Raw genomic sequence first — 23921 nt, forward strand, 5'->3', positions numbered from 1 at the left:
TAGCGAGAAGTGGACCCAATGCCTGCATCCGCTGTCAGCGAAGCCGATCGTGTCCACGCAGCGAAGGCTATCGAAGAAGCACTAAAGTCTCGCGACAATGCCCGTGTGGGAGCTGTCATCGCGCGAGGGGAAACAATCCTCGCGACGGGCTACAAGGGCGAAGTGGACAAACTCCATGCAGAGCAGATTGCGCTACTCAAGGCGGAAACGCAGGGCGTTGATGTCAAAGAGGCGACCCTCTACACGACTATGGAGCCGTGCGCGAACTCACGTACCTCACGAGTCGCTTGCGCAGAGCTGGTTGCCCAGGCAGGGATTGCCGAAGTCCATATCGGCGAATATGACCCGAACCCTCAGGTCTATAGGCTTGGCTGGAAGCACCTTCGCGACCACGGAGTAAGGTTGCGGGACTTCCCAGCAGATCTCAGAAACCAAGCTCACGAAGCGGGTGCAGACTTCACGAGAGTGTTTACTAGCGGTTTCGGCATGAGCGCAGGTGCGAAGTTCGACTTCACTCAGAACGGCGGGCGATTCACCATCGGAGTTGACGATGTAGAAGGCTCACCTATCTGGGAAACGAGGTGGACGAACTGTGGCGCAAGGGCGATCTACCTGAACGGCGGACACCCTGGCATTGTCGCCCATGCCCGGTATGCCGAGCATTTTGAAGAGGTCGACGACCCTGATGCTCTCGACTTCGGAGACCACTCTCCGAAAATTGGCATTGGTGAGATCGGTGTAGTGCGTAACGAATACGGTCATGTGCTTTGCAAGGTCACGGCTATCGAGCCCACATTGGACTATGGCGGTAACGGCCATGTATCGGTCACCGTCAAATGGCAAATTCGCTTGCGCGATTCGTCCGGCCTCTAGGCAGCAGACTGACTCCGAAACGGTTCTATGCTACCTATCTTGAGCGTTGGTTCGGAGCTTTAGGTGAATAGAGTCACGCAGTGACTGCTCGGGCTCTTGCCCCTATGGGAACTCCATCTCTGCCGTTCGTACGTCTGAACCTATCGGCTCCACCGTGAGCGTGCCGACGTGTTCCTACGCCAGAGCGCCAGCCGGAGAACGCCAGATCGGGCCGCTGCGGACGTCGCTGGGATGGGTTGCTTCCCATTGGACAGGTCCATGGTGTCAGCCGCGGTGCGCCAACTAGCCAGCCGTTACTTCTTGACGGACTACTCACGCCGCGAAGCAGCTTGATCAAACGGTGAAGAGTCAGCTCGGCGTCGACGCTCCGCTTGCTCACAGAAGCGCTCGCGGATCAGTTTGGCGGCTCTTCGTAAATGAGGGTGTAGAGCCTGGCACTGGGGACCCGCCCGTGTCGTTGCCGAGGAAGACGTCGAGGCCTCCCTGAGGATGGAAGTTCTCACGCTCCCCATCCGGAAGACCTCGACATGGACAAGCCTAGCTTCAGTGCCCCTGATCTCGACGCGTTCTGCCTCCTCGACACCCTCGCCCTGACCGTCACTGGACAAGCTGTCGATATAGATCAAGCAGTGCTGGAGTGCCGTACCAACAGCGAGTCCCCGGACTCCTGGTGCCGGGACTGCGGGGCCGAAGGCACTCCCCGCGGGACCGCAGTGCGCAGACTGGTCCACGTCCCGCTCGGATGGCGCCCCACGATCCTGCACGTGCGAGTCCGTCGCTACCGGTGCCCGACCTGCAAACGCGTCTGGCGGGAAGACCTCTCCCAGGTGGCTGCATCACGGGCGAAGCTGTCGCGGCCGGCCGTGCTGTGGGCACTGAAATGCCTCGTCATCGACAGGATGTCCATCAGCCGCATCGCCGCGGGCCTCGGCGCCGCATGGCACACCGTCAACACCGCGATGCTGGCCACCGGGCAGCAACTCCTGATCGATGACCCCGCGAGGTTCGACGGTGTGAGGGTCCTCGGGGTCGACGAGCATGTCTGGCGGCACACGCCGTTCGGCAGCAAGTACGCCACTGTCATCATCGATCTGACCCCGATCCGTGACAAGACGGGCCCCTCCCGCCTGCTGGACATCGTCGAGGGCCGTTCGAAGAAGGTGTTCAAGACCTGGCTGGCCAACCGGTCGCAGGCGTTTCGTCGTGGTGTGGAAGATATCGCGATGGACGGCTTCGCCGGATACAAATCAGCCGCTGCCGAAGAACTTCCCGACGCCGTCCCGGTGATGGATCCCTTCCACGTCGTGGCTCTGGCCAGCGGTGCAGTGGAGCGCTGTCGGCAGCGGATCCAACAGGAGACACTCGGGCACCGCGGCCGGTCCGGTGACCCGCTCTATGGCATCCGTCGTGTCCTGCTCACCGGAGCGAACCTGCTCACCCCGAAGCAAGTCGACCGACTCGAAGCTGTGCTCGCTGCCGAGGAACACACGCAAGTCGATGTCACGTGGTGGGTCTATCAACGCGTCGTGGCCGCCTACCGTGACCTCGACCGGGCGCGTGGACGAGCGCGGATGCAAGCCGTCATCACGGGTCTCTCTGCACGAGTGCCGGCAGCCTTAGCGGAACTGACCACGCTCGGGAGAACGCTGAAACGCAGAGCCGCCGATGTGCTGGCGTACTTCGACCGGCCCGGCACAAGCAACGGGCCGACCGAGGCGATCAATGGCCGACTCGAGCACCTGCGAGGCACCGCGCTGGGGTTCCGGAACTTGGGTCACTACCTGTTGCGATCGCTGCTGGATACCGGTGGGTTCAGACCACTTCTACACTCTCTTTTACGATGAGCCAGTTTGGCGAGGCTGACGGGGCCGATCCAGAGCATCTTGAACGTGTTCCAGATGCACAGAATGACCAGGAGATGGAGCCAGCCCGGTCCGCCGGCTCCGATGAGTTCGCGGCAGATGGCGGCACCATAGAGGTATGGGACTGCGAGGAGCATCGCCGGGATGCCCCATTTAAAGCCGCGACGGGTGTAGATGGCGTCGCGCAGGATGTTCGTGGGAAGCCACGCCCGTAGGACGGGGGCTGTCTTCTGGCTGAGGTTCCAGGTCGTGCGGATCATGGCAGCAGTCCTCTCGTCTCGTTGCTCGGTAGCGAGCGAACTTCCTTGAGAGGGCCTTCTGCCTGTGGCGCGGGCCATGCCGTCGACTGGATCGACGGCGCGTAAATGTAGCGCTACCTGCCTGTGATTTTACGCCTGTCCTCAGACTTTCGGAAGGAACAAGACCACCCCCGACCGTTACGCCGCGTTCCGGGAGGGCGGCTCGTGGCGCACCTTGCCCGTGGATCAGCACCGGGAAGGGAGTCGTCATGGGACATCTGGCAGAACAGGCCAACGGCGAACGGCAAGCACGGATGATGTTGTCGATGATCGCCGAACCAGATGATCCGGTCACTGGCCGCATCTTGCACCAGGTCGGCGGGGTCGAGACGATTCGCCTCCTCGAAGACGGCGATCCTGTGCCGGGTATGAACCGCGCCGACGCGATCGCTTGGCGCCAGCGTCTCACCCCACGCATCGCCGACGACATCCCCGGACGCGTCACCGATGCTGAACGCCGATGCATCGGCACCCTCATCCCGGCCGACGCCGACTGGCCCCACGCACTCAACGACCTTGGCTCCCGTGCCCCGTACATGCTGTGGACCCACGGCGCGACCTCGTTCCTGTCCGACGGGCTCGCAGACCGCGTCACGATCACCGGCGCCAGAGCCGCCACCGACTACGGCACGAACGTCGCCGGACATCTGGCCGGGGACCTCGCCCGTGACGAGCACACGATCGTCTCCGGTGGGGCCTATGGCATCGACGGGGCCGCCCACCAGGCTGCGCTTGCCGCCGGCGGCAACACGATCGCGGTCCTCGCCGGCGGCGTCGACCGCCCCTACCCGCGCGGCCACGCCGACCTTCTGGCCCGGATCGGTGACGTCGGCCTGCTGGCCAGCGAGATGCCACCAGGGGCGACGCCGACCCGGTACCGGTTCATGGCTCGTGCCCGCCTCCTGGGCACGCTCTCGGGCGCCACGGTGATCCCGGAGGCGAGCTTCCGGTCGGGATCACTGCTCGTACCGGCAGAAGCGCACCGGCACGGTCGCGTCGTCGGGGCGGTGCCCGGTCCGGTCACGTCGGTGACCAGCTCGGGGCCGCATGAGTTGATCAAGCGCGGTGTTGCGGAGATCGTCTCCGACACAGCCGATGTAAAGACCATGCTCGACTCACTCAGCGATCCGGGCCGACTTCTGAACCGGGAGACGGCGACCCGCCAGCTCGATGCACCAGCATTCGGACCGCCACAACGGCCGACGCATCGTCTCTAGCCCGCATCCGTGATGCGGGCGGGCCTCAGTCCCAGCTCAGATAGGGACGGCTCGATGGAGGCTGGTCTGCACCGTGCAGACGGGAAGGAATCAGTCTCATGAGCAACACCGATGTTGAACGTCCCGAGTGGTTGGACGAGCCGTGCCCGAACTGGTGCCACGGGGATCACTCCGGCCAGGACTTCAGGGAAGACCGCAAGCATCTGTGCGAGCAAGTGCTCGTCCCCGTCATCACCCAGGGCCGTGCTCCTGGATGGCGTCACATCCCCGGTGATGTCGTGGAGGCCGAGGAGATGTCGATCGCGATCTATCGTCGCGTCGGGGAACGCGAGACGTGGCTGGTGATCGCCAACGATCGTCAGAACGTCGAGGTCTCCCTGGAAAGCGCCGGACGCCTCAGCGACGAACTCGCTGAGCTCATCCAGGAGGTCACTGCTTCACAGGCGTGATCGACGTCCACGATTGAGGGCTCTGCGCCACCCGTGAACCGGGGGCGCAGAGCCCTCTTCACATTCCGCATCACTGAGAAGTGGAGCACGGCGCCTGGCCGGGGTCACAGTCCAAGGTCGGGACCGCGCCGTCGCGCGGCGGCTGCCTCGGGCTCGCGCCGCCTGGTCGACGGGGCCAGCCGGCGCAATGCCGCTTGAGCGCGGCTCCGGTCGACCTTCTGAACGTCCGTCTCCGGGGTCGGGCCGAGCGGGTTCGACTCGGTGACCTGGTATCGGTCGCGGTAGGCCGCCACCACGCGGGCATCCCTCCGCCATCGGGCCGCCGCTTGGCCGTCCTTGGGTGCGGGGCCGAGCGACGCCGTCCACGGCTCACCGTCCGCCACGGCGGTGTCTAGGACGGCATCGGCGCGGGTCTCGATGAGGTCCTGGCGTTCCGTGAGCGCCTGCCGCATCTCCGTTGTCATCGTGCCTCGTGCTTGTGGGATGAGTCCGGCGATCAACGCTGGCGTCTTTCGTGTGCGGCCCGAACCGGCGGGCCGGGCGGTCGCGCGAGCGAGGCGGTAGTGCATGACCTTGGCGATGTCGTCCGCATCATCGAACCCTCGTGCAGCCACGAGGCGCGGGAAGAGAGCGTCGACGTCATGGTGGTTCGCCTCGGCCCGTCGGAGTTCAGCGGTCAACGCTCCGAACGCCACCGACTCCACGGCCGCATCGGCATCCTCCTCGGACAGGCCAGAGGTGCGGACGAGTCGTGCCCACCGGTCTTTCTGCGCGACGGCGGAGAGAGTTTCGTATTCGGCGGCAAGCTGCGCGATCGACCCCCACCGGCCCTGCTCGGCGGTGATCGTCTCATGCGCCGAGAGTTCAGCGCCCGCGTGCTGCAACACCCCGTAGAGCACCGAACGCCCGGTGGCCTCCTCGTTGTCGGAGGGGTGGGGGCCGTCGTGGATGTCATCGGGCCGATCGCAGATCACCCACGCCCGGTTCGACTCGCGGCCACGGGTCATCGCGACGTACACGTTCTCCCGCGTGGTTGTCGCTTGGACCAGGACGTGTGCGGTGTCCACGGTGATGCCCTGTGCGCGGTGTGCGGTCACGGCGTAGCCGAGATCGACGTGCTCGGCCAGATACGCGGCGGGCAGGACGATGGAGGAGCCGAAGCGTTTCCCGGTCTTGCGAATCGTGGCCGAGCCGTCCTCGCGCAGGCCGGTGATCGTCCACGACTCACCGTTGCGCACCCAGTCCCGGCCGTTGCCGGTGCGCAGGCGCCGATCGTTGCGGCGCGTGATGATCGTGTCCCCGACGCCCGCGAGGGTGCCGTCATTGAGCTCGGTCTCGCGGCCGGGCTTGATCTTCCCAGCGAGGATGAGATCAGCACGGGCACGCGTGTTCAACGCGGTCACATCATCACGGGTCTCAGCGATCAAGATCGAGGTCTTGCCGTCGGCGCGGTCTGCCTGCCAGGCGCGGTAGGCGGCGTCGATCATCTCCTCACTGTCGCCATCGTGGATGCGATCGTGGTCGAGGTAGGTGTCGATGACCTCGGTCCTGCCGTGGCGCAGGTCGAGGGAGGCGGTCTTCTCCCACTCGTGGATGAACCTGTGAACGTCCAAGAGTTCCGGGGCATCATGATGGTCGGCGACGAGCATCCCGAACGCGCCGCCGGCATCGACGGACTGCAACTGCCCATAGTCACCGACCAGCAGAACCTTCGCCCCCGCCGTCGACGCGAGATGGGTGAGCCGATCCAGCGATAGCGTCCCGGCGAGGCTGGCTTCGTCGATGATCACCAACTGCCTGGCCTCGAACGTGGTGCCGTGCATGAGATGGTTCTGCCACCACTTCGCCGTGTTCTCGGTCGCGATCCCAAGATCCTCCCCGAGGACCTTCGCCGCCACCGCCGACGGCGCCAATCCGACGACGGAGCCGCGGCCGTGCTCGGTCTCCCATGCGCGACGCAGCGCGTTCATCGCGGTCGTCTTCCCGGCACCTGCCGGCCCGACCAGCACGTCCAGGCTCCGACCGGACACGGCGATCTTCGCCAGCGCCTCCGCCTGATCCTCGCCCAGCACCCGGCCCTCACGGTCAGGCTTCGCGGTGACCTTCTCGACCGTGCCGATACCGACGCTCGGGCCGGAGAAGGTTCCCGCGCGGTCGAGGAGGCGATCTTCGGCCTCCAGCAGCATCGTGGAGGAGAACACGGCCGAGTGCTTCGGCCGGAACACCGAGCTGCCATCCACGCGCTGGAACGCGGCCGGTGACGAGGACAGCTCCGGCGGGGTGAGCCGCAGGGAAGCCTGTTCGGCGGCGTCGGCGATCATTCCGACGATCGCCTCGCGGTCCTGCATCGAGGCGAACCGCCAGCCCATCGACTGCCTTGATGCTTCGGCCATGAGGTTCCAGCGCCGCCACGTCGACCGCTTCTCACCGACCGTCTCGACCACGCTGGCCCCAAGCTCGGTGATCACGTCGAGCGGGATGTCATCGGCCCGCAGCAGCAGCGCCTCCGGATTGTCCGTGACCCTCCGTGCCCACGCGGTCGCGTCCTGCCCGAGAGCGCCGGTCGCGCGGGTGCGCCAGGTATCGGTGAGCTCGGCCAGGGAATGGACCTGCTTCTCCGGACGCGTGGCGAGCGTGGCCTGGGCGCGAAGCTTCATGATCGTCGCCGGCGACGGACGCCTGCCGTGCTTGTCGACGTACTCGGCGATCAGGTGATCGGTGGCGGCATCGATGTGCCTGGCACGGGTGGAGAACTCCTGCACCAGTTCCTCGGGGACGCCGGTGATGGCCCAGGCGGGGTTGCGGTCGCGGCCCATGTCGCGGGCCTCCCACTCGACGCCGAAGGTGCGAGTCATGTGATCGGCGAACACGGCCTCGTGCAGCTCGGAGAGCGCGACGACCACGGCGTGCATCGGCCGCCCATCCAGCGATCGCCATTTCCCGTCGAGCACGGTCTGGACTTTGTTCGAGATCACGACGTGCGTGTGCAGATGCGGGTCACCGGCGCGGGAATCGAAGTGATCGAAGCCTGTCGCGATCAGCCCGGTCACGTCGACCTGGGCGACGGCGCCGTCGGCGGCGGTTGCGCCGGTGCGGGTGGCGGCGACCTCGCGCTCCATGAACGCCACCACTTCGGCAACTGCCGCATGGTGCGCCTCACCGATGAGGGCCTGTGTGCCTGCATCAGCGACCGCCCACACGGCGGAGGCGGACTTCGGGATCGAGAAGGTGAAGTCGAACCCCGCCACCGCGCGACGGCTCGCACGCTCGGCTTCCTCGGCCTCGATCTGCGCAACCTGCCGCCCCCGCTCGGCAGGGCCGAGGTCGGGATCAAGATCAGCGGTGCGGGCCTCGATCCGCTGGGCTGCCGACTTGTAGGCCGGGAAGGCGAGACCGAGCGGATCGCCGGTGAGCGGGTCGCGGCCCATCCCGACCAAGAGCTGGAGTTGAGCCTCGGAGACTTCGTCGCCGGTCGTGAGTTGGCCGTCGCCGAGGCCGGGAAGACCGGAGCCGAGCCATTGCCCTGGTGGTGTTCCTGCCTCCGCGTAGTACCTCGTGAGCGGCGTGGAGAGGGACCGGTCGCCGTCTGCGGCCGCGACGGTGCGCAGCAGGTACTTGTATCCGTCGCCTGCACTCATCACCCGCATCGAGACCGTCACATCAAGAAGGTGCGTCACGGGGAGACGCATCTGACCGAGAACGACGACTCCGCATACAAGATTGGATGGGAGCGGCCCCAGCGTGGCTCTCAATTCGTGGACGCTGTCTTAGACTTAACAACCAGCCCGAGCCGCGATCAAATCGGAGCAGAAAGAGGATCAAGTAATGCCAAAGGAGGCAAGGGTTACGTTCCCAACACCACTGTACGTTGTCGCGGCACCTCTAGGGCCCGGATCAACCACCATGCAGTCAGCGTTCATTCGTGAACCGCAACCCGGGACGTTCGACGAGGAGGTCCTACCAGCGCTCGCGGGTATTCACTATGCCATGCATCTGCCGAAGAATCGCTTTGAAACGCTTGACTTGCCACTGATAGCGATTAAAGACCAAGTGAGCGGGTTTCCTCGCGCTCATTCGGTAGCCCTCATCCCCGATGCTCTCCTTGACTCGCCGAAGCTGATCGAGCGACTCACCGCTGCGTTTGAGCCCGCGCTCATCATCGCGCCTGCCGATCGCATGGAGGCAGCGGGGAAGGTCTCGGATCAGATCGGCTTTGCCCTTCCGCCGGCACGCCTGGATGCGCTCGACCAGTCCACCCTGGATGAACACTGGCGGCTGTTGGCTTCTAGGTGGTACGACGACTGGCCGCTCGGGGTCGTTCTCGACCCCGCAACCCCACGGTGGTCTTGGCCAATACCTCCAGATGGATCGCTGCTCTCGTTGCAGAGACTGGCCCGAATGATGGCGGTGCCGCTCGAACTCTCGGAAGATCAAGAGTCTCCTTTCGAGTCGGCGGCGGGCGTCCGACACCTTCGGGTCCGCCTTGACTCCCTTGTGGAACTTGAGAACCGCGGCGTCGACGTTGAAGACGCTGCCGAGGCGTTCCCGGGGGCGATGCGAGAGCGATCCAACGTCACACGGACCCGGTTGACGGTCAGCCTTTCCGGCACGGCACCCCGATACGTACGCTTCTCGTCAGGAGCAGATGGCGTCACCCGGACCACCTTCAATGACCACTACCCGCAGGTAAGGTCTTTGCTCGTTGCCCATTCCGCATCCGCAGACAACTCGATGGGAATCGTGCTCGAGGACGCGCTGACACCGCAAGCATTCCACGCAGTTGCTGATCTGGAACGACACTGGGCTGAAGGTCCGCGACCAGCCGCCGTCCGGCGTATCCTTCGGCGTCTCAACCACGCGACATCAGCTATCTGGAGCAAGGATTTCGTTGCGGCTGTTCACTGCGCATCGTCGATCGATGCGTTCACCAACTTCCCGCTCGGCCTCCTCACACTTCCCGGGGACTCTTCACCGCTCTCCACGCGGCTCCCGATCAGTTACCACACGATCAACCCGCTCACCCGCGCCTTGCAGTTTGAGCTCAGCCCCCAGGTGCCACGCAGATTCCAGGCAGGATTCAAGGTGCTTGTGGCCGAGTGCATTCCCACGTCGGATCCGGTTGGGCGCGCTTCCCGGCGAGGATGGCAGACCATCTCGGACGAGATGTCGGCCGCTGGTGTCGATCTCACCGTCACGGAAACGCCTTCGAAAGATGCACTGCGGTCGGCGCTTGCCAGCTCGCTGCCCGATGTCTTGGTCCTCAGCGCACACGGCTTCTACGCGCCGGACTCAAACATCGCGGGTGTAGCCATCGGTGAGGACGAGATCACCATGGGTGACGACCTCGGCGCTATGCCACCGCTCGTGATCCTCAGCGCGTGCCACACCTCACCCAGAGGAGGCGGTGTGGTGAACATCGGCGACCTGTTGTTGAGAGCCGGTGCCGACGCCGTTCTTAGCACGCTCGTTCCCGTGGACGTTCATCACAACGCTCAGACCGTCGCCCGATTCTTCCGATACTTGGCTCGTGCCATTGCGGACACCACGACAGCGCCCAACACATCGATCCTGGAGATCTGGCACCAAGTTCAGTCGCTGAACGTCGTCATCGACCTCACCTACGGCAACCCGAAGCTTGCGGACTGGGCATTCTCTAAGGCAACTGGCATCAGCCCAATCGAGCAGTTCATGACGGGCGACCACGGGCTCCGGCACGCACGCCTGTACGAGGATGCAGAAGCTCGCCTCATCACCATCGCGGCCCGCACTGGCGATGACGAACGGGTGCGCAGCTGGTTGCGCTCACCGGGGTACTTGCCCGAGAGCCTGATGTACACGATGCTGGGCAAGCCAAGCTCACTCCTCGTAGGTACAGCCAGCGAGATCCCTTGATCAAGGGTCAGAGATGGGCGCGAAGCCTCAGCGCCAGCGCGCGACAGGAAGCACGTCGTCGTTACGTGTCTAGGAAACCCCATTCGCTGCCCAGAACCCAACGCAGCGCCGAGAGTTTACCGTTGAGCACTCCGAGTTCGAATTCCGTATACGGGCCGAGCTCCCCAGGCCGGGTGTATGTCTCCTCGATCCGCTGACGTGCTGGACCAGCTATCGCCTGCAACCGATCAAGCTCCGCTTCGTCGCCCGCCTCGCGCAGTCGGTACTCGTGTTGCAACGAACGGTGATACCAGAGGCGGTCGAACAAGGCCTTCTCAGCGTCCGTGATTTCCCAGAGGCGCCGCGGCTCCTCAACGAAGTCGGTCTCGACAAACAGTTCCTCGATTTCGGCTCCGAAGTGGGTGAGCAGAACATCGTTAAGTCCATCCACCCCGAGAGCGTAAGTTGAGCCCTCCGACGTGAAGATCGTAGCGATGTCGAGATGGGGGTTTCGCTTGTCCTCGCCCTGCGCCGAAAAGTCATCACTATTCGATGTAATGAAGGCGTATGGATTGCATGTCAGATCTGACTCACGCACCGCGGTTGCATAGATCTCGACGAGCAGCGCATCCGCCACGCCGTTGCGCGACCGATGCAATGGCGCCCGCTTGCCAACTCCGCGGTCGACCACTGCGCGGTACTCGGCGTCGGTTGGTTCGACCCGGAGTCCGTTGCGCAAGAGTTCGAGTACCTCATCGAAATTGCGTGTCGTCATCGCACCGATCAACGGCACGTCACGCGCAAGGTCGTCAATCATCTTGGCCACGTGCTCAATATTTGCACCGCCGTAATCGTGCAAGTCCTGCTTGACCAGCTTAAAGCGCTGCGCGACACCTGTCGTCATGGTGGACTCGATCCGCTGCCTGTTCCGCTCAAACTCCTCGATCACGAGCTGAGGTACAAGAAGCTCCACGTCTCGCTGATGCACCAAGACACGAAGGGCGACGATCCACCGCTGTCCATCTCGTCGTTTGCACAGGTCGAACCACGTCGACGTGTCAACGAGTAAGTTCAGCACACGCTCAGCGTACCGTCCCAACGGTTCTCGGTCTTGGAAAAGCTTGCCGCCGCCCGTCAACGATTTTTGGCGACTATGTGCCTCGACCTGCAAGAGGCGTGGCGGCTCAGAAGCGGCGATGAAGGAGCGGAAGAAGATCGGAGCCGGCAGGACCTAGGCAGGCGTCCGAGAGTGACACTGCTGGCCTCGACGACGATGAAGAGCGGACCTAAGGCGAGGGTTGCCTGGTGGTCGAGCACCCGGCAGGTGAACAGCCTGGCGAAGCACTCGGAACGGGGTTCTGGATCAGGCTCACCGAACTGCTGGAGCCATCATGCCCAACGCCCCTTCGTCCGACGAACGTCCTCTGCGGATCGGATGGCTGTTCAGCGGCTACGGCAGCCTGGACCTCGCCGTCGAACATGCCACCGGCGACAGCACGGTATGGTTCTCCGAGCTCAACGAGCCCGTCGCCCGGGTCTTCTCCCATCACCGGCCCGGCGTCCCGACATCACCGCCGTCCGCTGGAGTGACATCGAGCCGGTCGGTGTGCTGTGCGGCGGGTTCCCCTGCCATGACGTCTCGACCGTCAGCCAGGGCACCGGCCTTGCCCCTGGCACCGGCTCGGGCCGCTGGTCGTGCATGCCACCACGATCGAAGCATTGCGATCCCGGCTCGTGGTGATCGAGAACGTGCGCGGGTTGCTGTCCGCCCCCGCGACCCGCCCATATCCACAAGGAGCAACCGATGACCGCAACCCCTCGCGATCTGGAACTCGGAAGCGGGTTTCTGGGAAACGAGCCAGGCCGACCTCTTCGGGCACTCGGAGCGATACTCGGCGATCTGGCCGACCTCCGGAGAACTGCGCGATGGATCGGCCTACCGACATCACTGACCGGCGCACCCCATCACCGGTTCAGCATCTTCACCATTGCCTACCGAAGGGGCGCTGTTCCGGACGCCGCTAGCAACAGACTCCTCTCGGGGCGCAGAGACGATGGAGACGGTCAGGGCCCGCCGCGGCACTATCGCACTGAGCCATCAGATAGTCGACCGCGTATCCAACGGACCGGGGGGCTCGACCATCAACTCGAACGCAGCGGAGACTCTGTTCGTGCTAGTCGACAGCATCTTCGTCGCTGGCGGGAGGGCGATACGCCGATGCCATCGCTCGATGGGGGCACATCACCGGACGCGGCGCCCCTGCCCCCGCATTTATGAACGAGGAGAGAGGGCCACGCCCGTCGCCGGAGTTCGTGGAATGGCTTATGGATCTGCCAGTGAGATGGATTACCGACACGATGGGCGGACTGACTGCAAATCAGCAGAAGACCGCCTTGGGTAACGGGGTCCTGCCACTTCAAGCGCTCGTTGCACTGCGCAGTCTTGCATTACGTATGCAACCACGCTGAGTCGGGCGACCATCAACTGCCGCGCAACGGTCGGCGGAGTTCGGGAACAGTTCGACGGCCGAGCCTCAGATAATGCCTTCGAGGCGTTGCTCGATCTGCGGCTTCGGCATCGCCCCGATGATCTCGCGCACGATCTCACCCTTGTCGAAGACCTTCATCGCAGGGATCGAACTGATGTTGTAGCGCGAGGCGATGTCGGGATTCTCGTCGACATTGAGCTTGGCGATGAGGAGCTTTCCATCCTGCTCGGCCGAAATATGGTCCAGGACCGGCGCGATCGCACGGCACGGGCCGCACCAGGCTGCCCAGAAGTCCACGAGAACGGGAACCTCGCTCTGGAGCACAACCTCATCGAAGGTCTGGGTGTCGACGGTGATGACTTCGCTCATGGGACTGCTTTCCTTCCTGTTACACGTCGCGTGCGATAGACCGCACGCACACCACAACGCCCTACCCTGTGGGGGTATTCCCGTGGTGCTGGTTTCAGACCAGTCGCATCGTGGTCAGGCAGGTTTGCGCATCGTCGCCGACGGTCGAAAGTTCGGAGGTGGCGGTCTGGCCGTCGTGGGTGATCGAGATCGATGTCTCGATGCCTCGGGGCAGCCAGATCCCGACGAAGCCGTTGTCGAGGGTTCTCAACTCCTCGTCAACGATCGTCTCGCCGGTCGTCGCATCCGTCACCGTTACGGCCACGTCTGCGTTGCGCAGCTCACCCAGGCATCCGGTCGGGCTGTGGTAGTAGCAATCATGGGTCTGCGACCGATACGGGGCGACGGATACGTAGATCTCGTCACTGGGCAACCGCACCTCTGCCGTGCGTTCGTGCTGATCGGTGAGCGTGACAGTCTCCGCAGTGATCGACGTGGTCAAGGTCTCCGTGCGATCGTCCAGCGGGATCGCATCGAGCGTTTCGATCAGCTCCCGCACGTCGAGGCCGTCGAGGCCATTCTCGGCAAGGATCTCGGCTCCGCTGGCCGAGGTGACTGAGGGTGAGTCGTTGGCGGCCGTGCATCCGGTGAGCAGGAAAGCGCCGACCACGACGGTGATTGCAGCGGTTTTCTTCCCGCCGTACTTCGGGAATGACCTGAGGTTCTTCATGGGATTCCTTGTCGTGTCTGCCCGCGGTGCCAATTGGCCATAGTACCCCATAGGGGTAGTGCCTACCTGCGTGATGCGGAAGCGCCCCCGCCCGGTACGAGCCCGGGAGGGGGCGCTGCGTTCAGTCGTGCTTGCTGACTTCCGGTTCATGTTCGGCAATGTGCTCGGTCTCGATCTGGAAGGTCGAGTGATGGACGGAGACCTCGAAGTGTCCTGCGACGCAGTCTTTGATCTCTTGGAGCGTCTGGGCGGCATGACCGTCGGTGAAGCACTCGTCGTCGACGACGACGTGGGCGGTCAGGGTCGGTAGGCCGGTCGCCACAGTGGAGGCGTGCAGATCGTGGACATCCTGGACATGGTTGAGTTCGAGGATGTGTGAGCGGACTTTGTCGAGGTCGAGGCCCTTAGGAGTGAACTCCATGAGGACGCTGATGGTCTCGCGCATCAGCTTGAACGCGCGAGGCACGATCAGTGTGGCGATGAGCAGTCCGGCGATGGCATCGGCCTGCATGAACCCGGTCGTGGCGATGACGATCGCCGCGATGATCACTCCGAGCGAGCCGAGAGCGTCGTTGAGGACTTCGAGGAACGCGGCGCGCATGTTGAAGTTCGAACCGCGGCTGGAGGCGAGGATGGTGATGGCGATGATGTTCGCGACCAGGCCGATGATGCCGAAGATCAGCAGTTCGCTTGCGGGCACCTCCGGCGGCTCGAACAGTCGCCGGATGCCTTCGATAGCGGCGTACGTGCCCACCACCAGCAGCAGTGCCGACTGTCCGAGGGCTGCGATCACCTCGATACGCCGGAACCCCCAGGTGCGCTTGGAGTTGGCGGGCTTGAGCATCAGCGTCGCGGCGATCAGTGCGACCAGCAGGCCGGAGGCATCGGTGATGGCGTGGGCGGTGTCGGTCAGCAGCGCGAGGCTGCCGGTGATGACCGAGCCGATGGCCTGGGCGACGACGATCGTCGCGGTGATCGAGAATGCAATCCAGAGTTTCTTGCGGAAATCTCCGGGGTGCCCGGTCTCGCTACCGGCGGGGCCGTGATTGTGTCCTGCGCCCATGTCTACTTCTTCTCCGTATCTGTCACGTGGTGGATATGTGGGAGTCGCAGGTGCGTGCAGAGCAGGGCCTGCGTGCCGGTGGCATCGAGGAGGCATTCGGCAGCGGCGATGAGGGTACGCAGGAGCTCGGGCTGTGTCAGCGAGTACCAGGTGGAGCGCCCTTCCGGGCGCATCGTCGCCAGGCCGCACTCGACCAGGAAGCCGACATGTTTGCTCACCGTGGACTGGGCCAGGCCCATGTGCTCGACCAGATCGCGGACCCGGTGCTCACCCGAGGCGAGGTGCTGCACGATCGCCAACCTCGTCGGTTCCGCAAATGCCTGGAACAGGTGGGCGTACGCTGCCGTCGCCACCTCGTCGAGGGTTGCCCCCTCCTGTCGAATCATCGCCATAGGACGATCATATCGCTCTAGAGCGATATTGTCGAGTGTGATCTGTCGCTCGACGCGGAATGAAGCTCAGAGGTCCCGGCGCGCCCGAGGGTGGACTACCAGCCTCCTGCGACGCGTGTCCTATTGGACTCAGCGGAAAGTGGAGGTGCCTACGGGACTCGAACCCGTGTAAACGATTTTGCAGACCGCTGCCTATCCTCTCGGCCAAGGCACCAAGTCGCCGGCGAGATCAGTCGCCCGGCGTGAGGCCGGCAACCAGGTTGAAGGCGCCGGTGAGAATGTTCAGCGACACGACCCCGACCACATCAGAGATCTCACGGTCGCTGTACCCGTATCCCCGAAGCTCGTCGATCTGCTCGTCGGTGATCGACGCAGGCTCACGGTAGACCTGGAGGCCGAGCGCGATCATCGCCGCGACCGGGCCGGTCATCGCCGTACCCTGCTGGGCGAGTGCGATCTCGTCATCGCTGACCCCGAGCGATCGTGCCGCGCTGATGTGCGAGGCCAGGCACATTCCGCATCCCTGCTGCGACTGCACGGCGATCGAAACGAGCTCGCTGACCTTGCGGTCGAGCTTGGCGCGACGCATGGCTTTGCTCAGCTGGAGATAACCGGCTCTTCGGACATCCGGTGGGGACTGTCAGGAAAACGGTGGATCTGGGACTGGCCTGACCGAAAGGAAGGGCTATGAGCCAGACCATCGAGATGATCGATCCTGTGACGGGAGAGATCATCGATCAGCAACAGATCGCCGAGCAGTTGCTCGCGCAGGCGAGGGAACAGGGCGTCAGCCTCGTCGGGCCGGGAGGCCTGCTCGGCGGGTTGACGAAGACGGTGCTCGAGACCGCGCTCGAAGCGGAAATGACTGAGCACCTCGGTTATGAGAAGCACGCGGTCACCACGGGCGAGAATGCCCGGAACGGGACACGGTCGAAGACGGTGCTGACCGAGATTGGCCCGGTCGAGATCGAGGTCCCCCGGGATCGCGACGGGTCATTCGAGCCGAAGATGGTCCGCAAGCGGCAGCGCCGCCTGGACGGAATCGACGAGATCGTTCTCTCCCTGACCGCACGCGGGCTGACCACGGGTGAAGTCGCCGCGCACTTCGACGACGTCTATGGTGCCAGCGTCAGCAAGGACACGATCTCAAAGATCACCGACAAGGTGATCGAGGAGATGACCGAGTGGCAGAACCGTCCGCTGGACCGGGTCTACCCGGTCGTGTTCATCGACGCGATCGTCGTGAAGGTCCGGGACGGGCAGGTGCGCAACAAGCCGTTCTACGTCGCTGTGGGCGTCACTACGGCCGGAGAACGCGACATCCTGGGCATCTGGGCCGGCGACGGCGGTGAGGGCGCGAAGTTCTGGCTCGGGGTGCTCACCGAGATCAAGAACCGCGGTGTCGAGGACGTCTGCATCGTCGTCTGCGACGGCCTGAAGGGGCTGCCGGAGTCCATCAACACGACGTGGGAGCTCGCGGTCGTGCAAACGTGCATCATCCACCTGATTCGCAACACGTTCAAGTTCGCGTCACGGAAGTACTGGGACCAGATCGCCCGCGACCTCAAGCCTGTCTACACGGCCCCGACCGAGGCCGCCGCGAGGGCGAGGTTCGAGGAGTTCGCGGAGAAGTGGTGCACGATGTATCCGGCGATCCGGCAGCTGTGGGAGAACGCGTGGAGCGAGTTCATCCCGTTCCTGGACTACGACGTCGAGATCCGCCGGATCATCTGCTCGACGAACGCGATCGAGTCCCTCAACGCGCGGTACCGGCGCGCGGTCAGAGCGCGCGGGCACTTCCCGAACGACGCGGCCGCACTGAAGTGCCTCTACCTCGTGACCCGGTCGCTTGACCCCACCGGCCGGGGTCGGGCACGCTGGGTGACGAGGTGGAAGCCCGCACTCAACGCCTTCGCGATCACCTTCGAAGGCCGAATCAACTGAAATGCGCCAGACCAGATCCACCGTTAATCTGACACACCCAATGGCGGTGCTGGCCACCAGCGCCGCAGCAGTGCTCGCCCTATCGGCTTGCAGTGGGGCTCCTAGCGGCGAGACGCCCACGGGCGACTCCGACCAGCAAGAGATCGTGGACATCACCGTCGGTGTGATGCCTGCGTCGGAAATCGCAGGCCTGCAGGTCGGCATCGATGAAGGCTTCTTCGAAGAAGAGGGCCTGAATGTGACCACACAGTTTGCGGCCGGAGGCAGCGCACTGGTGCCTGCCCTGATCGCAGGCGACGTTCAGTTCAGTTTCGCGAGCGCGGCACAGACCGTGCCGGCCCTGTCCGAGGGACTCCCGATCCGGGTCGTCGCTCCCGCCGCCACGAGCGGCGAGAACCAGTCCCTGATCGTTTCGGCGGATAGTCCGTTCACGTCGGTCGAGGATCTGGCGGGTAAGCGTATCGGGGTCGTCTTGGTGAACAGCCTCGCCGACTTTCTAACTCGCGGGACGTTCGAGGAGGCAGGCCTTGCGGCGACTGACTTTGAGCCGCTCGAGATCGCATACCCTGACGCCTTCGCTGCGCTGGAAGCGGGGCGTACTGACGCTGCCTTCATCAGTGAGCCCTTCCAGACCACGGCGGTCCAGGCAGGTGCCAGGATCATCGCCTACCCGTTCCTCGAGGTGAACGGCGGAGACCCGCTCGTGTCGACCGAGTGGATCACCACGAATCAATATGCGGAGAGCAACCCGGATGTCGTGGAGCGATTCGAGCGCGCCATCCTCAAGGCCAATGCGTATGCCTCGGAGAACGAGCAGGCCGCTCGCGATGCAGTGCGCACACTGCTCCCCGATGTCGACCCTGATGACGGCGCTCACTGAAGTTCCCCAGTTCTGCTCATCGAAATTCCCCACCCTGGGTCGCTCCGTCGCATGGGGCGGGCCTCCCTCGATGCTGGAGGTCTTCGACCACACACCAGCCTTCGAGGGAGGCCCGTTCCTCATGCTCTCAGAGAGGAGCAGCGTGGACATCCACGCTCTGAAGCGGCAGGGGATGACGATCAGCGAGATCGCCCGCCGCACCAACCATGACCGCAAGACGATCCGCGCGTACCTGAACGGGGAACGCACCCCGGGCCAGCGTGAGCGCGCAGCCCCGGACATGTTCGACCCGTTCGTCGGCTACGTCACCGCCCGCCTCAAGGAGGACCCGCACCTGTGGGCGGCGACGCTGTTGGACGAGCTCGCGCCGCTGGGCTACTCAGGGTCGTATCCGACGCTGACGCGGCAGATCCGGGCGCGCGGGCTGCGGCCGGCCTGCACCGCGTGCGCGCACGTCACGAAGCGGCCCAACGCGATCATCGAGCACCCGCCCGGCGAGGAGACCCAGTTCGACTGGCTCGAGTTACCCGACCCTCCCGGCCGCTGGGGGTTCCCCACGAAGCGGGCGTATCTGCTCGTCGGTTCGCTGGCGCACTCCGGCGTCTGGCGGGCGGTGCTGTCCCCATCGATGGACGTTGCGCATCTGCTGGCCGCGATGACGACCCTCCTCGCCCTGCTCGGCGGCGTGACGCGGGTCTGGCGGTTCGACCGGATGCGCACCGTGCTGGACCACAAGACCGGGGACCTCACGCCGGTGTTCGCTGGTTTCGCGAAGCATCACGGCGTCCAGCCGGTCGTCTGCCGTCCGCGGTCGGGGAACCGGAAGGGGGTGGTCGAGAAGAACAACCACACCGCCGCCGGGCGCTGGTGGCGCACCCTGCCCGACGAACTCACCCTCGAGCAGGCGCAGGCTTCTGTCGAGGCGTTCGCCCGCAGGCAGGATGCCCGCAGACGCGAGAGCGAGGACGGGGCGACGACGGCGGCGGCGATGTTCGCCGGGGAGCGGCTGCGCCCGTTGCCGCCGATCGTGTTCCCGGTGGTCGTCGCTGAGGAACGCACCGCGACAAGGCAAGCCCTGATCGACTGGCGGGGCAACCGCTATTCCGTCCCGCCCGAGCTGGCCGCCGCGAAAGTGACGGTTCAGCAGCGGCTCGGTGCCGACACCATCGATATCGCCACGGTCTCCGGCACCGTCGTCGCCCGGCACAAGGCCGCCGAACCCGGCCTGGGCGTCACGATCCGGGACACCGGCCACGTCACCGCACTCGAGGCCATCGCGATGGCCTCGACGCCGCCGGGACGCCCGCACCGCCGCAAGGAACGCATCCCACCAGGGCCCGCCGCGCTGCGCGCCGCTGCCGTCCTCACCGGCGCCGCGGAACCCACCACGACCGTGATCAGCCTGGCCGCGTATGAGCAGGCCGCGAAGAACAGGAACACCCTCCGATGACTACTACAACCACGACCACGGCCGCGTCGGTCTATCAGCAGCTGCGCGGGCACCTGCAGGAGCTGAAGCTCGCCGACGCCGCCGACGCGCTCCCCGCCGTCTTGGACCAGGCGACCGCGGAGGGCTGGACCCTCACCCACGCCCTCGAGCACCTCCTCGCGATCGAAGTCGCCGCGACCGACGCGCGGCGACTCGCGGGCCGGTTCCGGTTCGCGAACCTCCCCACCGGCGCCACCCTCGACGACTTCGACCTGGATTCCGCCAGCGGCATCGACCGGCCGCTGCTGGCAGAACTGGGCACCTGCAGGTTCATCGACACCGCGACCAACGTGCTCCTGATCGGCCCGCCCGGCGTCGGGAAGACCCACATCGCGACCGGCCTCGGCCACGCCGCGGTGAAGGCCGGCTACCGGGTCTACTTCACCTCCGCCGCTGACCTCGCCGCTCGCTGCCACCGCGCCGCGATCGAGGGGAAATGGTCGACGATGATGCGATTCTTCGCCGGCCCCACCCTCCTGATCATCGATGAACTGGGCTACCTCCCGCTGCCGGGCGAGGCCGCGTCGGCGCTGTTCCAAGTCATCAACCAGCGCTACCTGCGCACCTCGATCGTGCTCACCACGAACCGGCCCGTCGGCGCCTGGGGCGAGATCCTCGGCGACACCACCGTCGCCGCCGCAATGCTCGACCGACTCCTGCACCGATCCGTCGTCATCACCCTCGACGGCGCCTCATACCGACTCCGCAACCACCACGCCGCAGCCGACGAACTCCGCCGCGTCACCACCGGCACAAACCTGCGCTAACCTGACCACGCGACCTGGGGAAGTTCGGTGAACAACTCTGGGGAGATTCGCTGAGCGCCGTCACTGATGTGCTCGCCGATATGGTGCTCCCCACGTGGCCGACCGAGTTCGATCCCGACTCGTACGAGGTGATCATCGGGCTGCTGACAAACTATGGGACGCTCACGGATCCGCCCAGCATCGAGGACATCCTGCCTGCGGAGGGATGACTCCAGCGCCCGGGCTGCCTAGGGAGCCCGGGCGCGGAGGCTCCCCATCGGGAGCGGTCGTGACCCGGGCTGCCCTGGTCGGAATCGCGAGAGAAGCGAGCTGCTCAGTCAGACGACATCATCGACGATCGCTTGGCTCGCTTGCATGGTCAAAGGAGAACCACATGTCAGTTGCCGCAGTCAAGGACCGAGCGCCGGTCACCGGCAGTCGTCGGAAACCTCTCCTGCCGTTGCCAACGAATTTCCGGTCCCGCCTGATCTACGGGATCGTCGGCACGTTGCTCACGCTGGGCGCAGCCCAGCTGCTCGTCAGCACTCAGATCATCGATGAGCGCTTCGTACCGCTTCCGACGACGGCGTTGGCACGGCTCCTAGAACTCGCCTGGACACCGGTCTTCTGGGCGGGTGTGGGCGGAACGATGCAGGGCTGGGCGATGGGGCTGTTCCTCGCCATCGTGATCGCATTGCCCTTGGGGTTCCTCATCGGCACCAACGACTATCTCTTCGCCGCAACGCGACCCGTTGTGGAGTTCCTCCGTCCGATACCGTCCGTTGCTCTGATTCCGGTTGCCATACTGATGTTGGGAATCGGCATGGAATCGAAGGTCTTCCTTGTCACGTTGGCCTGTTTGTGGCCGCTTCTCATTCAAACGATCTATGGGCTTCGCGCAATCGATCCCACACTCACGGCGACCGCGCAGTCATTCCGCATTCCGCGTCGCCTTCAGCTTCGCTCCATCGTGCTGCCTGCGATACTGCCGTATCTCGCGACGGGGTTTCGGATCGCTGCCACGGTTGCGCTAATCGTGGCCGTGACCGCAGAACTGGTGATCGGCTCACCAGGTATCGGGGGAGACATCCTGCTCGCCCAATCCAGTGGCGCTGTCGTCACGCTGTACGCGTTGGTCTTCGCCGCGGGGCTTATCGGCGTCATCCTCAACGTCCTGCTCCAGATCGTCGAACGCCGCCTTCTCCGGTGGCACCCCACCTATCGAGAGGCTGCACCATGACCGCCATGGATGTTGCGACGACCGAGGCGCTGGCAGACAAGTCAAGAGCCATCCGTCGTCGGCGCTATCGACTGCTGTCCGTCGAGGTCGCATTCCCGGTACTCGTGGTCGTCGCAGTGGGTGTCTGGACGGCCTCCGCCGGTCTATATTTCATCCCGCCGCTCACAGGTGTTCTAGTCGCTTTCCAGGAGAACTGGCTCTTCGCGCGGATGGCGAGCGACGTCTTGCCGAGTCTTTCCAGGATGATGATCGGGTTCATCGGCGCTGTGGTCATCGGCGTGGTCGTGGGGTTCGTTCTCGGTCAGGCGCACCGCCTCCAGGCGATGTTCGCACCCGTGCTCGAGTTCCTGCGCGCGATCCCTGCGGTCGCGTTGATTCCCCTCGTCATCATCGTGCTGGGCCTCGACGACACCGCGAAGGTGATTCTGATCACCTTCATCTGCCTCTGGCCCGTGCTCCTCAATACCGAAGCTGCAATCAGAGGAATGGACCCCGGACTGCGCGAGACCGCCCGGGTGTACGGCATCCACTGGTTCCGCTACGAGTTGCAGGTCGCACTTCCCGCGGCAGCTCCGCAGATCTTTGCCGGAATGCGCACGAGTCTTTCGCTCGCGCTCATCATGGTCGTCGTGAGCGAGATGATGGCGGGAGGCAACGGGATCGGCGTCTTCGTTCTTCAGTCGCAGAGGTCGTTCGCGATCACGGACATGTGGTCGGGCATCGTGCTCATCGGGATCTTCGGGTACGTGTTCAACCTGCTGCTCATCGTCGTCGAGAACCGGGTGCTCGCGTGGCACCACGGCGCGAACACCGCCGTGGAGTGACACCGCGGTCGAGAGGACGCCCTCACACCTCGATGCCGCCGCACCACACACGCAGAACGCGACGCGCGGCAGCGATGTCGGTGAGCGGATCGCCGTCCACCAGCACGAGGTCGGCTCGCAATCCGGGGGTGATCGCCCCCCGATCGTCGAGTGAGAACGCGTGCGCGGCCGTCGAGGTGGCAGCGCGCAGCGCTTCGGCTGTTGACAGGCCGGCGTCCACGAGCAGAGCGAGTTCGTCGTGCATGCTCTCGCCGTATGGCGGCGATGCCCGTGTCAAGGACCCGATGTAGGCGTCTTCGTCGTGCATGCTCTCGCCGTATGGCGGCGATGCCCGTGTGAAGGACCCGATGTAGGCGTCGGTGCCGGCCAGGACCGGAACGCCCGCGGCATGCATCGCGCGCGTGCTCTCGTGGGCGGGTGCATAGCTCACACCGGGAACGCCCGCTGCGGTGAGATTCGCGGCGATGCCTTTCATCATCGTCAAGGTCGGGATGAACACCGTGCCCTGGGCGAGCATCGTCTCAGCCGTCGCATCGTCGAGCGCGCGGTCGAGTGGAGCATGGGTGATCATGTCGGCCCCCGCAGCGAGGCTCATACGCACAGCTTCGTACAGGGCTGCGTGCGCGATGACCTTGAGCCCCCGCGCGTGCGCAGCAGCCACGAGTGCATCGAGCACGTCCTGGGTGGGACCGGGCAGATCGGCGACGATCTTGATGTAATCCACCCCGTCTGCCACCTGCACCTCTACGAACCGCTCCGCCTTGTCGGGGGAATCGACCAGCGCGACGTCCGGATAGGTCGGAATGCGGCTGTGCGTGCTGCCCTGAGATGTCGCCGCCATGCCGGCGGTGCGGAAGTCAGCGACTCCCCTCAGTCCCCGCAACGACTGGAACTGTGATGCGGGCCATGTCGCCATGTCCAGGCCGGTGGTGACACCGTACGTGGCGAGCGTCTCGAGGGACTCGCGCCCCTTCAGGTGCATGTGACAGTCGATCAGGCCAGGAAGGAGCACCGTACCTTCCGCGTTGACGACAGCGGCACCGACGACGACCGCATCCGCTGATCCGTCACCGATGCGCCCGTCGGGCTGGACGACGACCGTCGTGGGGGCGCTCAGACTGTGTCCGTCGAAGACCCTGGTGTTCGTGATCGCGGTCGCAGAGACTGCGCCGAGCGTGGAATCCGTCATGAACTGCTCCGTTCGA

Annotated in this window: 20 protein-coding genes and 1 tRNA gene; 12 read left to right on the forward strand and 9 right to left on the reverse strand. The window is 64.7% G+C overall.

Features of this window, described 5'->3' with window-relative positions; genetic code table 11:
• Positions 1 to 18: 18 nt before the first annotated feature.
• The 4 genes from FJ887_RS17470 (at position 19) to FJ887_RS17490 (ending at position 4700) form a co-directional block, all read left to right on the forward strand.
• A complete protein-coding gene (locus FJ887_RS17470; protein ID WP_140955752.1) occupies positions 19 to 873 on the forward strand; it encodes a deaminase in 855 nt (284 codons plus the stop codon).
• A gap of 527 nt (positions 874 to 1400) precedes the next feature.
• Entirely contained in the window at positions 1401 to 2717 is a 1317-nt protein-coding gene (locus FJ887_RS17475; protein ID WP_140955751.1) for an ISL3 family transposase, read from the forward strand.
• Positions 2718 to 3243: 526 nt separating this feature from the next.
• Positions 3244 to 4251, forward strand: coding sequence for a DNA-processing protein DprA (locus FJ887_RS17485; protein ID WP_181365682.1), 1008 nt, complete (start codon positions 3244 to 3246; stop codon positions 4249 to 4251).
• Between the two features lie 98 nt (positions 4252 to 4349).
• Positions 4350 to 4700, forward strand: a complete 351-nt coding sequence (locus tag FJ887_RS17490; RefSeq protein ID WP_140955749.1) for a DUF6907 domain-containing protein — start codon at positions 4350 to 4352, stop codon at positions 4698 to 4700.
• A 104-nt stretch (positions 4701 to 4804) separates the two neighbouring features.
• Here FJ887_RS17490 and mobF read toward each other — a convergent pair whose 3' ends face one another.
• Entirely contained in the window at positions 4805 to 8347 is a 3543-nt protein-coding gene (mobF, locus tag FJ887_RS17495; protein ID WP_140955788.1) for a MobF family relaxase, read from the reverse strand.
• A gap of 256 nt (positions 8348 to 8603) precedes the next feature.
• Between mobF and FJ887_RS17500 the strand changes: the two genes are divergently transcribed.
• Entirely contained in the window at positions 8604 to 10592 is a 1989-nt protein-coding gene (locus FJ887_RS17500; protein ID WP_181365681.1) for a CHAT domain-containing protein, read from the forward strand.
• A gap of 61 nt (positions 10593 to 10653) precedes the next feature.
• Here the strand turns inward: FJ887_RS17500 and FJ887_RS17505 are convergent, their stop codons facing one another.
• The 7 genes from FJ887_RS17505 to FJ887_RS17535 all read right to left on the reverse strand — a co-directional run bounded on the left by FJ887_RS17505 (position 10654) and on the right by FJ887_RS17535 (position 16194).
• The gene (locus tag FJ887_RS17505; protein ID WP_140955747.1) at positions 10654 to 11649 is read right to left on the reverse strand and encodes a PIN domain-containing protein; all 996 of its coding nucleotides are present in this window, start codon (positions 11647 to 11649) and stop codon (positions 10654 to 10656) included.
• A gap of 1456 nt (positions 11650 to 13105) precedes the next feature.
• Positions 13106 to 13486: a thioredoxin gene (trxA, locus tag FJ887_RS17510; protein WP_502799938.1), complete on the reverse strand. Its 381-nt coding sequence runs from the start codon at positions 13484 to 13486 to the stop codon at positions 13106 to 13108.
• Positions 13487 to 13523: 37 nt separating this feature from the next.
• Positions 13524 to 14138, reverse strand: coding sequence for a CueP family metal-binding protein (locus FJ887_RS17515; protein WP_075866891.1), 615 nt, complete (start codon positions 14136 to 14138; stop codon positions 13524 to 13526).
• Between the two features lie 121 nt (positions 14139 to 14259).
• Complete coding sequence (locus tag FJ887_RS17520) at positions 14260 to 15201, reverse strand: cation diffusion facilitator family transporter (RefSeq protein ID WP_124108930.1); 942 nt, start codon at positions 15199 to 15201, stop codon at positions 14260 to 14262.
• A gap of 2 nt (positions 15202 to 15203) precedes the next feature.
• A complete protein-coding gene (locus FJ887_RS17525) occupies positions 15204 to 15593 on the reverse strand; it encodes an ArsR/SmtB family transcription factor (RefSeq protein ID WP_140955746.1) in 390 nt (129 codons plus the stop codon).
• 140 nt (positions 15594 to 15733) lie between these two features.
• Positions 15734 to 15807, reverse strand: a tRNA-Cys gene (locus FJ887_RS17530).
• Between the two features lie 15 nt (positions 15808 to 15822).
• Complete coding sequence (locus FJ887_RS17535; RefSeq protein WP_350457231.1) at positions 15823 to 16194, reverse strand: carboxymuconolactone decarboxylase family protein; 372 nt, start codon at positions 16192 to 16194, stop codon at positions 15823 to 15825.
• Positions 16195 to 16298: 104 nt separating this feature from the next.
• On the opposite strand from FJ887_RS17535, the gene FJ887_RS17540 reads away from it, so the two are divergent.
• The 7 genes from FJ887_RS17540 (at position 16299) to FJ887_RS17565 (ending at position 22716) form a co-directional block, all read left to right on the forward strand.
• Entirely contained in the window at positions 16299 to 17537 is a 1239-nt protein-coding gene (locus FJ887_RS17540) for an IS256 family transposase (RefSeq protein WP_399552340.1), read from the forward strand.
• A 40-nt stretch (positions 17538 to 17577) separates the two neighbouring features.
• Complete coding sequence (locus FJ887_RS17545) at positions 17578 to 18417, forward strand: ABC transporter substrate-binding protein (RefSeq protein ID WP_250786281.1); 840 nt, start codon at positions 17578 to 17580, stop codon at positions 18415 to 18417.
• 142 nt (positions 18418 to 18559) lie between these two features.
• Entirely contained in the window at positions 18560 to 19867 is a 1308-nt protein-coding gene (gene istA, locus FJ887_RS17550) for an IS21 family transposase (protein ID WP_250786282.1), read from the forward strand.
• Positions 19864 to 20673, forward strand: a complete 810-nt coding sequence (gene istB / locus FJ887_RS17555) for an IS21-like element helper ATPase IstB (protein ID WP_140955742.1) — start codon at positions 19864 to 19866, stop codon at positions 20671 to 20673. Before istA ends, istB begins: the two co-directional genes overlap by 4 nt.
• 80 nt (positions 20674 to 20753) lie before the next feature.
• Positions 20754 to 20882, forward strand: coding sequence for a hypothetical protein (locus FJ887_RS18455; RefSeq protein ID WP_284711348.1), 129 nt, complete (start codon positions 20754 to 20756; stop codon positions 20880 to 20882).
• 164 nt (positions 20883 to 21046) lie between these two features.
• Complete coding sequence (locus FJ887_RS17560) at positions 21047 to 21892, forward strand: ABC transporter permease (RefSeq protein WP_018023059.1); 846 nt, start codon at positions 21047 to 21049, stop codon at positions 21890 to 21892.
• A gap of 5 nt (positions 21893 to 21897) precedes the next feature.
• Complete coding sequence (locus FJ887_RS17565; protein ID WP_127483347.1) at positions 21898 to 22716, forward strand: ABC transporter permease; 819 nt, start codon at positions 21898 to 21900, stop codon at positions 22714 to 22716.
• Positions 22717 to 22738: 22 nt separating this feature from the next.
• On the opposite strand, the gene FJ887_RS17570 is transcribed toward FJ887_RS17565, so the two are convergent.
• Positions 22739 to 23728 carry an amidohydrolase family protein gene (locus tag FJ887_RS17570; protein ID WP_250786283.1) on the reverse strand — a complete coding sequence of 330 codons (990 nt, stop codon included), beginning with the start codon at positions 23726 to 23728 and terminating at the stop codon, positions 22739 to 22741.
• Positions 23729 to 23921: the final 193 nt, after the last annotated feature.

This window comes from Brevibacterium sp. XM4083 (assembly GCF_006489205.2).
GTDB lineage: Bacteria > Actinomycetota > Actinomycetes > Actinomycetales > Brevibacteriaceae > Brevibacterium.

What these genes read in the sequence shown, in the direction of transcription:
- FJ887_RS18455 (WP_284711348.1), top strand. Translation starts at nt 20,754, where the DNA reads ATGGTGCTCCCCACGTGGCCGACCGAGTTCGATCCCGACTCGTACGAG.
- FJ887_RS17470 (WP_140955752.1), top strand. Translation starts at nt 19, where the DNA reads ATGCCTGCATCCGCTGTCAGCGAAGCCGATCGTGTCCACGCAGCGAAG.
- FJ887_RS17540 (WP_399552340.1), top strand. Translation starts at nt 16,299, where the DNA reads ATGATCGATCCTGTGACGGGAGAGATCATCGATCAGCAACAGATCGCC.
- FJ887_RS17485 (WP_181365682.1), top strand. Translation starts at nt 3,244, where the DNA reads ATGGGACATCTGGCAGAACAGGCCAACGGCGAACGGCAAGCACGGATG.
- FJ887_RS17520 (WP_124108930.1), bottom strand. Translation starts at nt 15,201, where the DNA reads ATGGGCGCAGGACACAATCACGGCCCCGCCGGTAGCGAGACCGGGCAC.
- FJ887_RS17525 (WP_140955746.1), bottom strand. Translation starts at nt 15,593, where the DNA reads ATGGCGATGATTCGACAGGAGGGGGCAACCCTCGACGAGGTGGCGACG.
- FJ887_RS17490 (WP_140955749.1), top strand. Translation starts at nt 4,350, where the DNA reads ATGAGCAACACCGATGTTGAACGTCCCGAGTGGTTGGACGAGCCGTGC.
- istB (WP_140955742.1), top strand. Translation starts at nt 19,864, where the DNA reads ATGACTACTACAACCACGACCACGGCCGCGTCGGTCTATCAGCAGCTG.
- FJ887_RS17545 (WP_250786281.1), top strand. Translation starts at nt 17,578, where the DNA reads ATGGCGGTGCTGGCCACCAGCGCCGCAGCAGTGCTCGCCCTATCGGCT.
- FJ887_RS17475 (WP_140955751.1), top strand. Translation starts at nt 1,401, where the DNA reads ATGGACAAGCCTAGCTTCAGTGCCCCTGATCTCGACGCGTTCTGCCTC.
- mobF (WP_140955788.1), bottom strand. Translation starts at nt 8,347, where the DNA reads ATGCGGGTGATGAGTGCAGGCGACGGATACAAGTACCTGCTGCGCACC.
- FJ887_RS17560 (WP_018023059.1), top strand. Translation starts at nt 21,047, where the DNA reads ATGTCAGTTGCCGCAGTCAAGGACCGAGCGCCGGTCACCGGCAGTCGT.
- FJ887_RS17500 (WP_181365681.1), top strand. Translation starts at nt 8,604, where the DNA reads ATGCAGTCAGCGTTCATTCGTGAACCGCAACCCGGGACGTTCGACGAG.
- FJ887_RS17515 (WP_075866891.1), bottom strand. Translation starts at nt 14,138, where the DNA reads ATGAAGAACCTCAGGTCATTCCCGAAGTACGGCGGGAAGAAAACCGCT.
- FJ887_RS17565 (WP_127483347.1), top strand. Translation starts at nt 21,898, where the DNA reads ATGGATGTTGCGACGACCGAGGCGCTGGCAGACAAGTCAAGAGCCATC.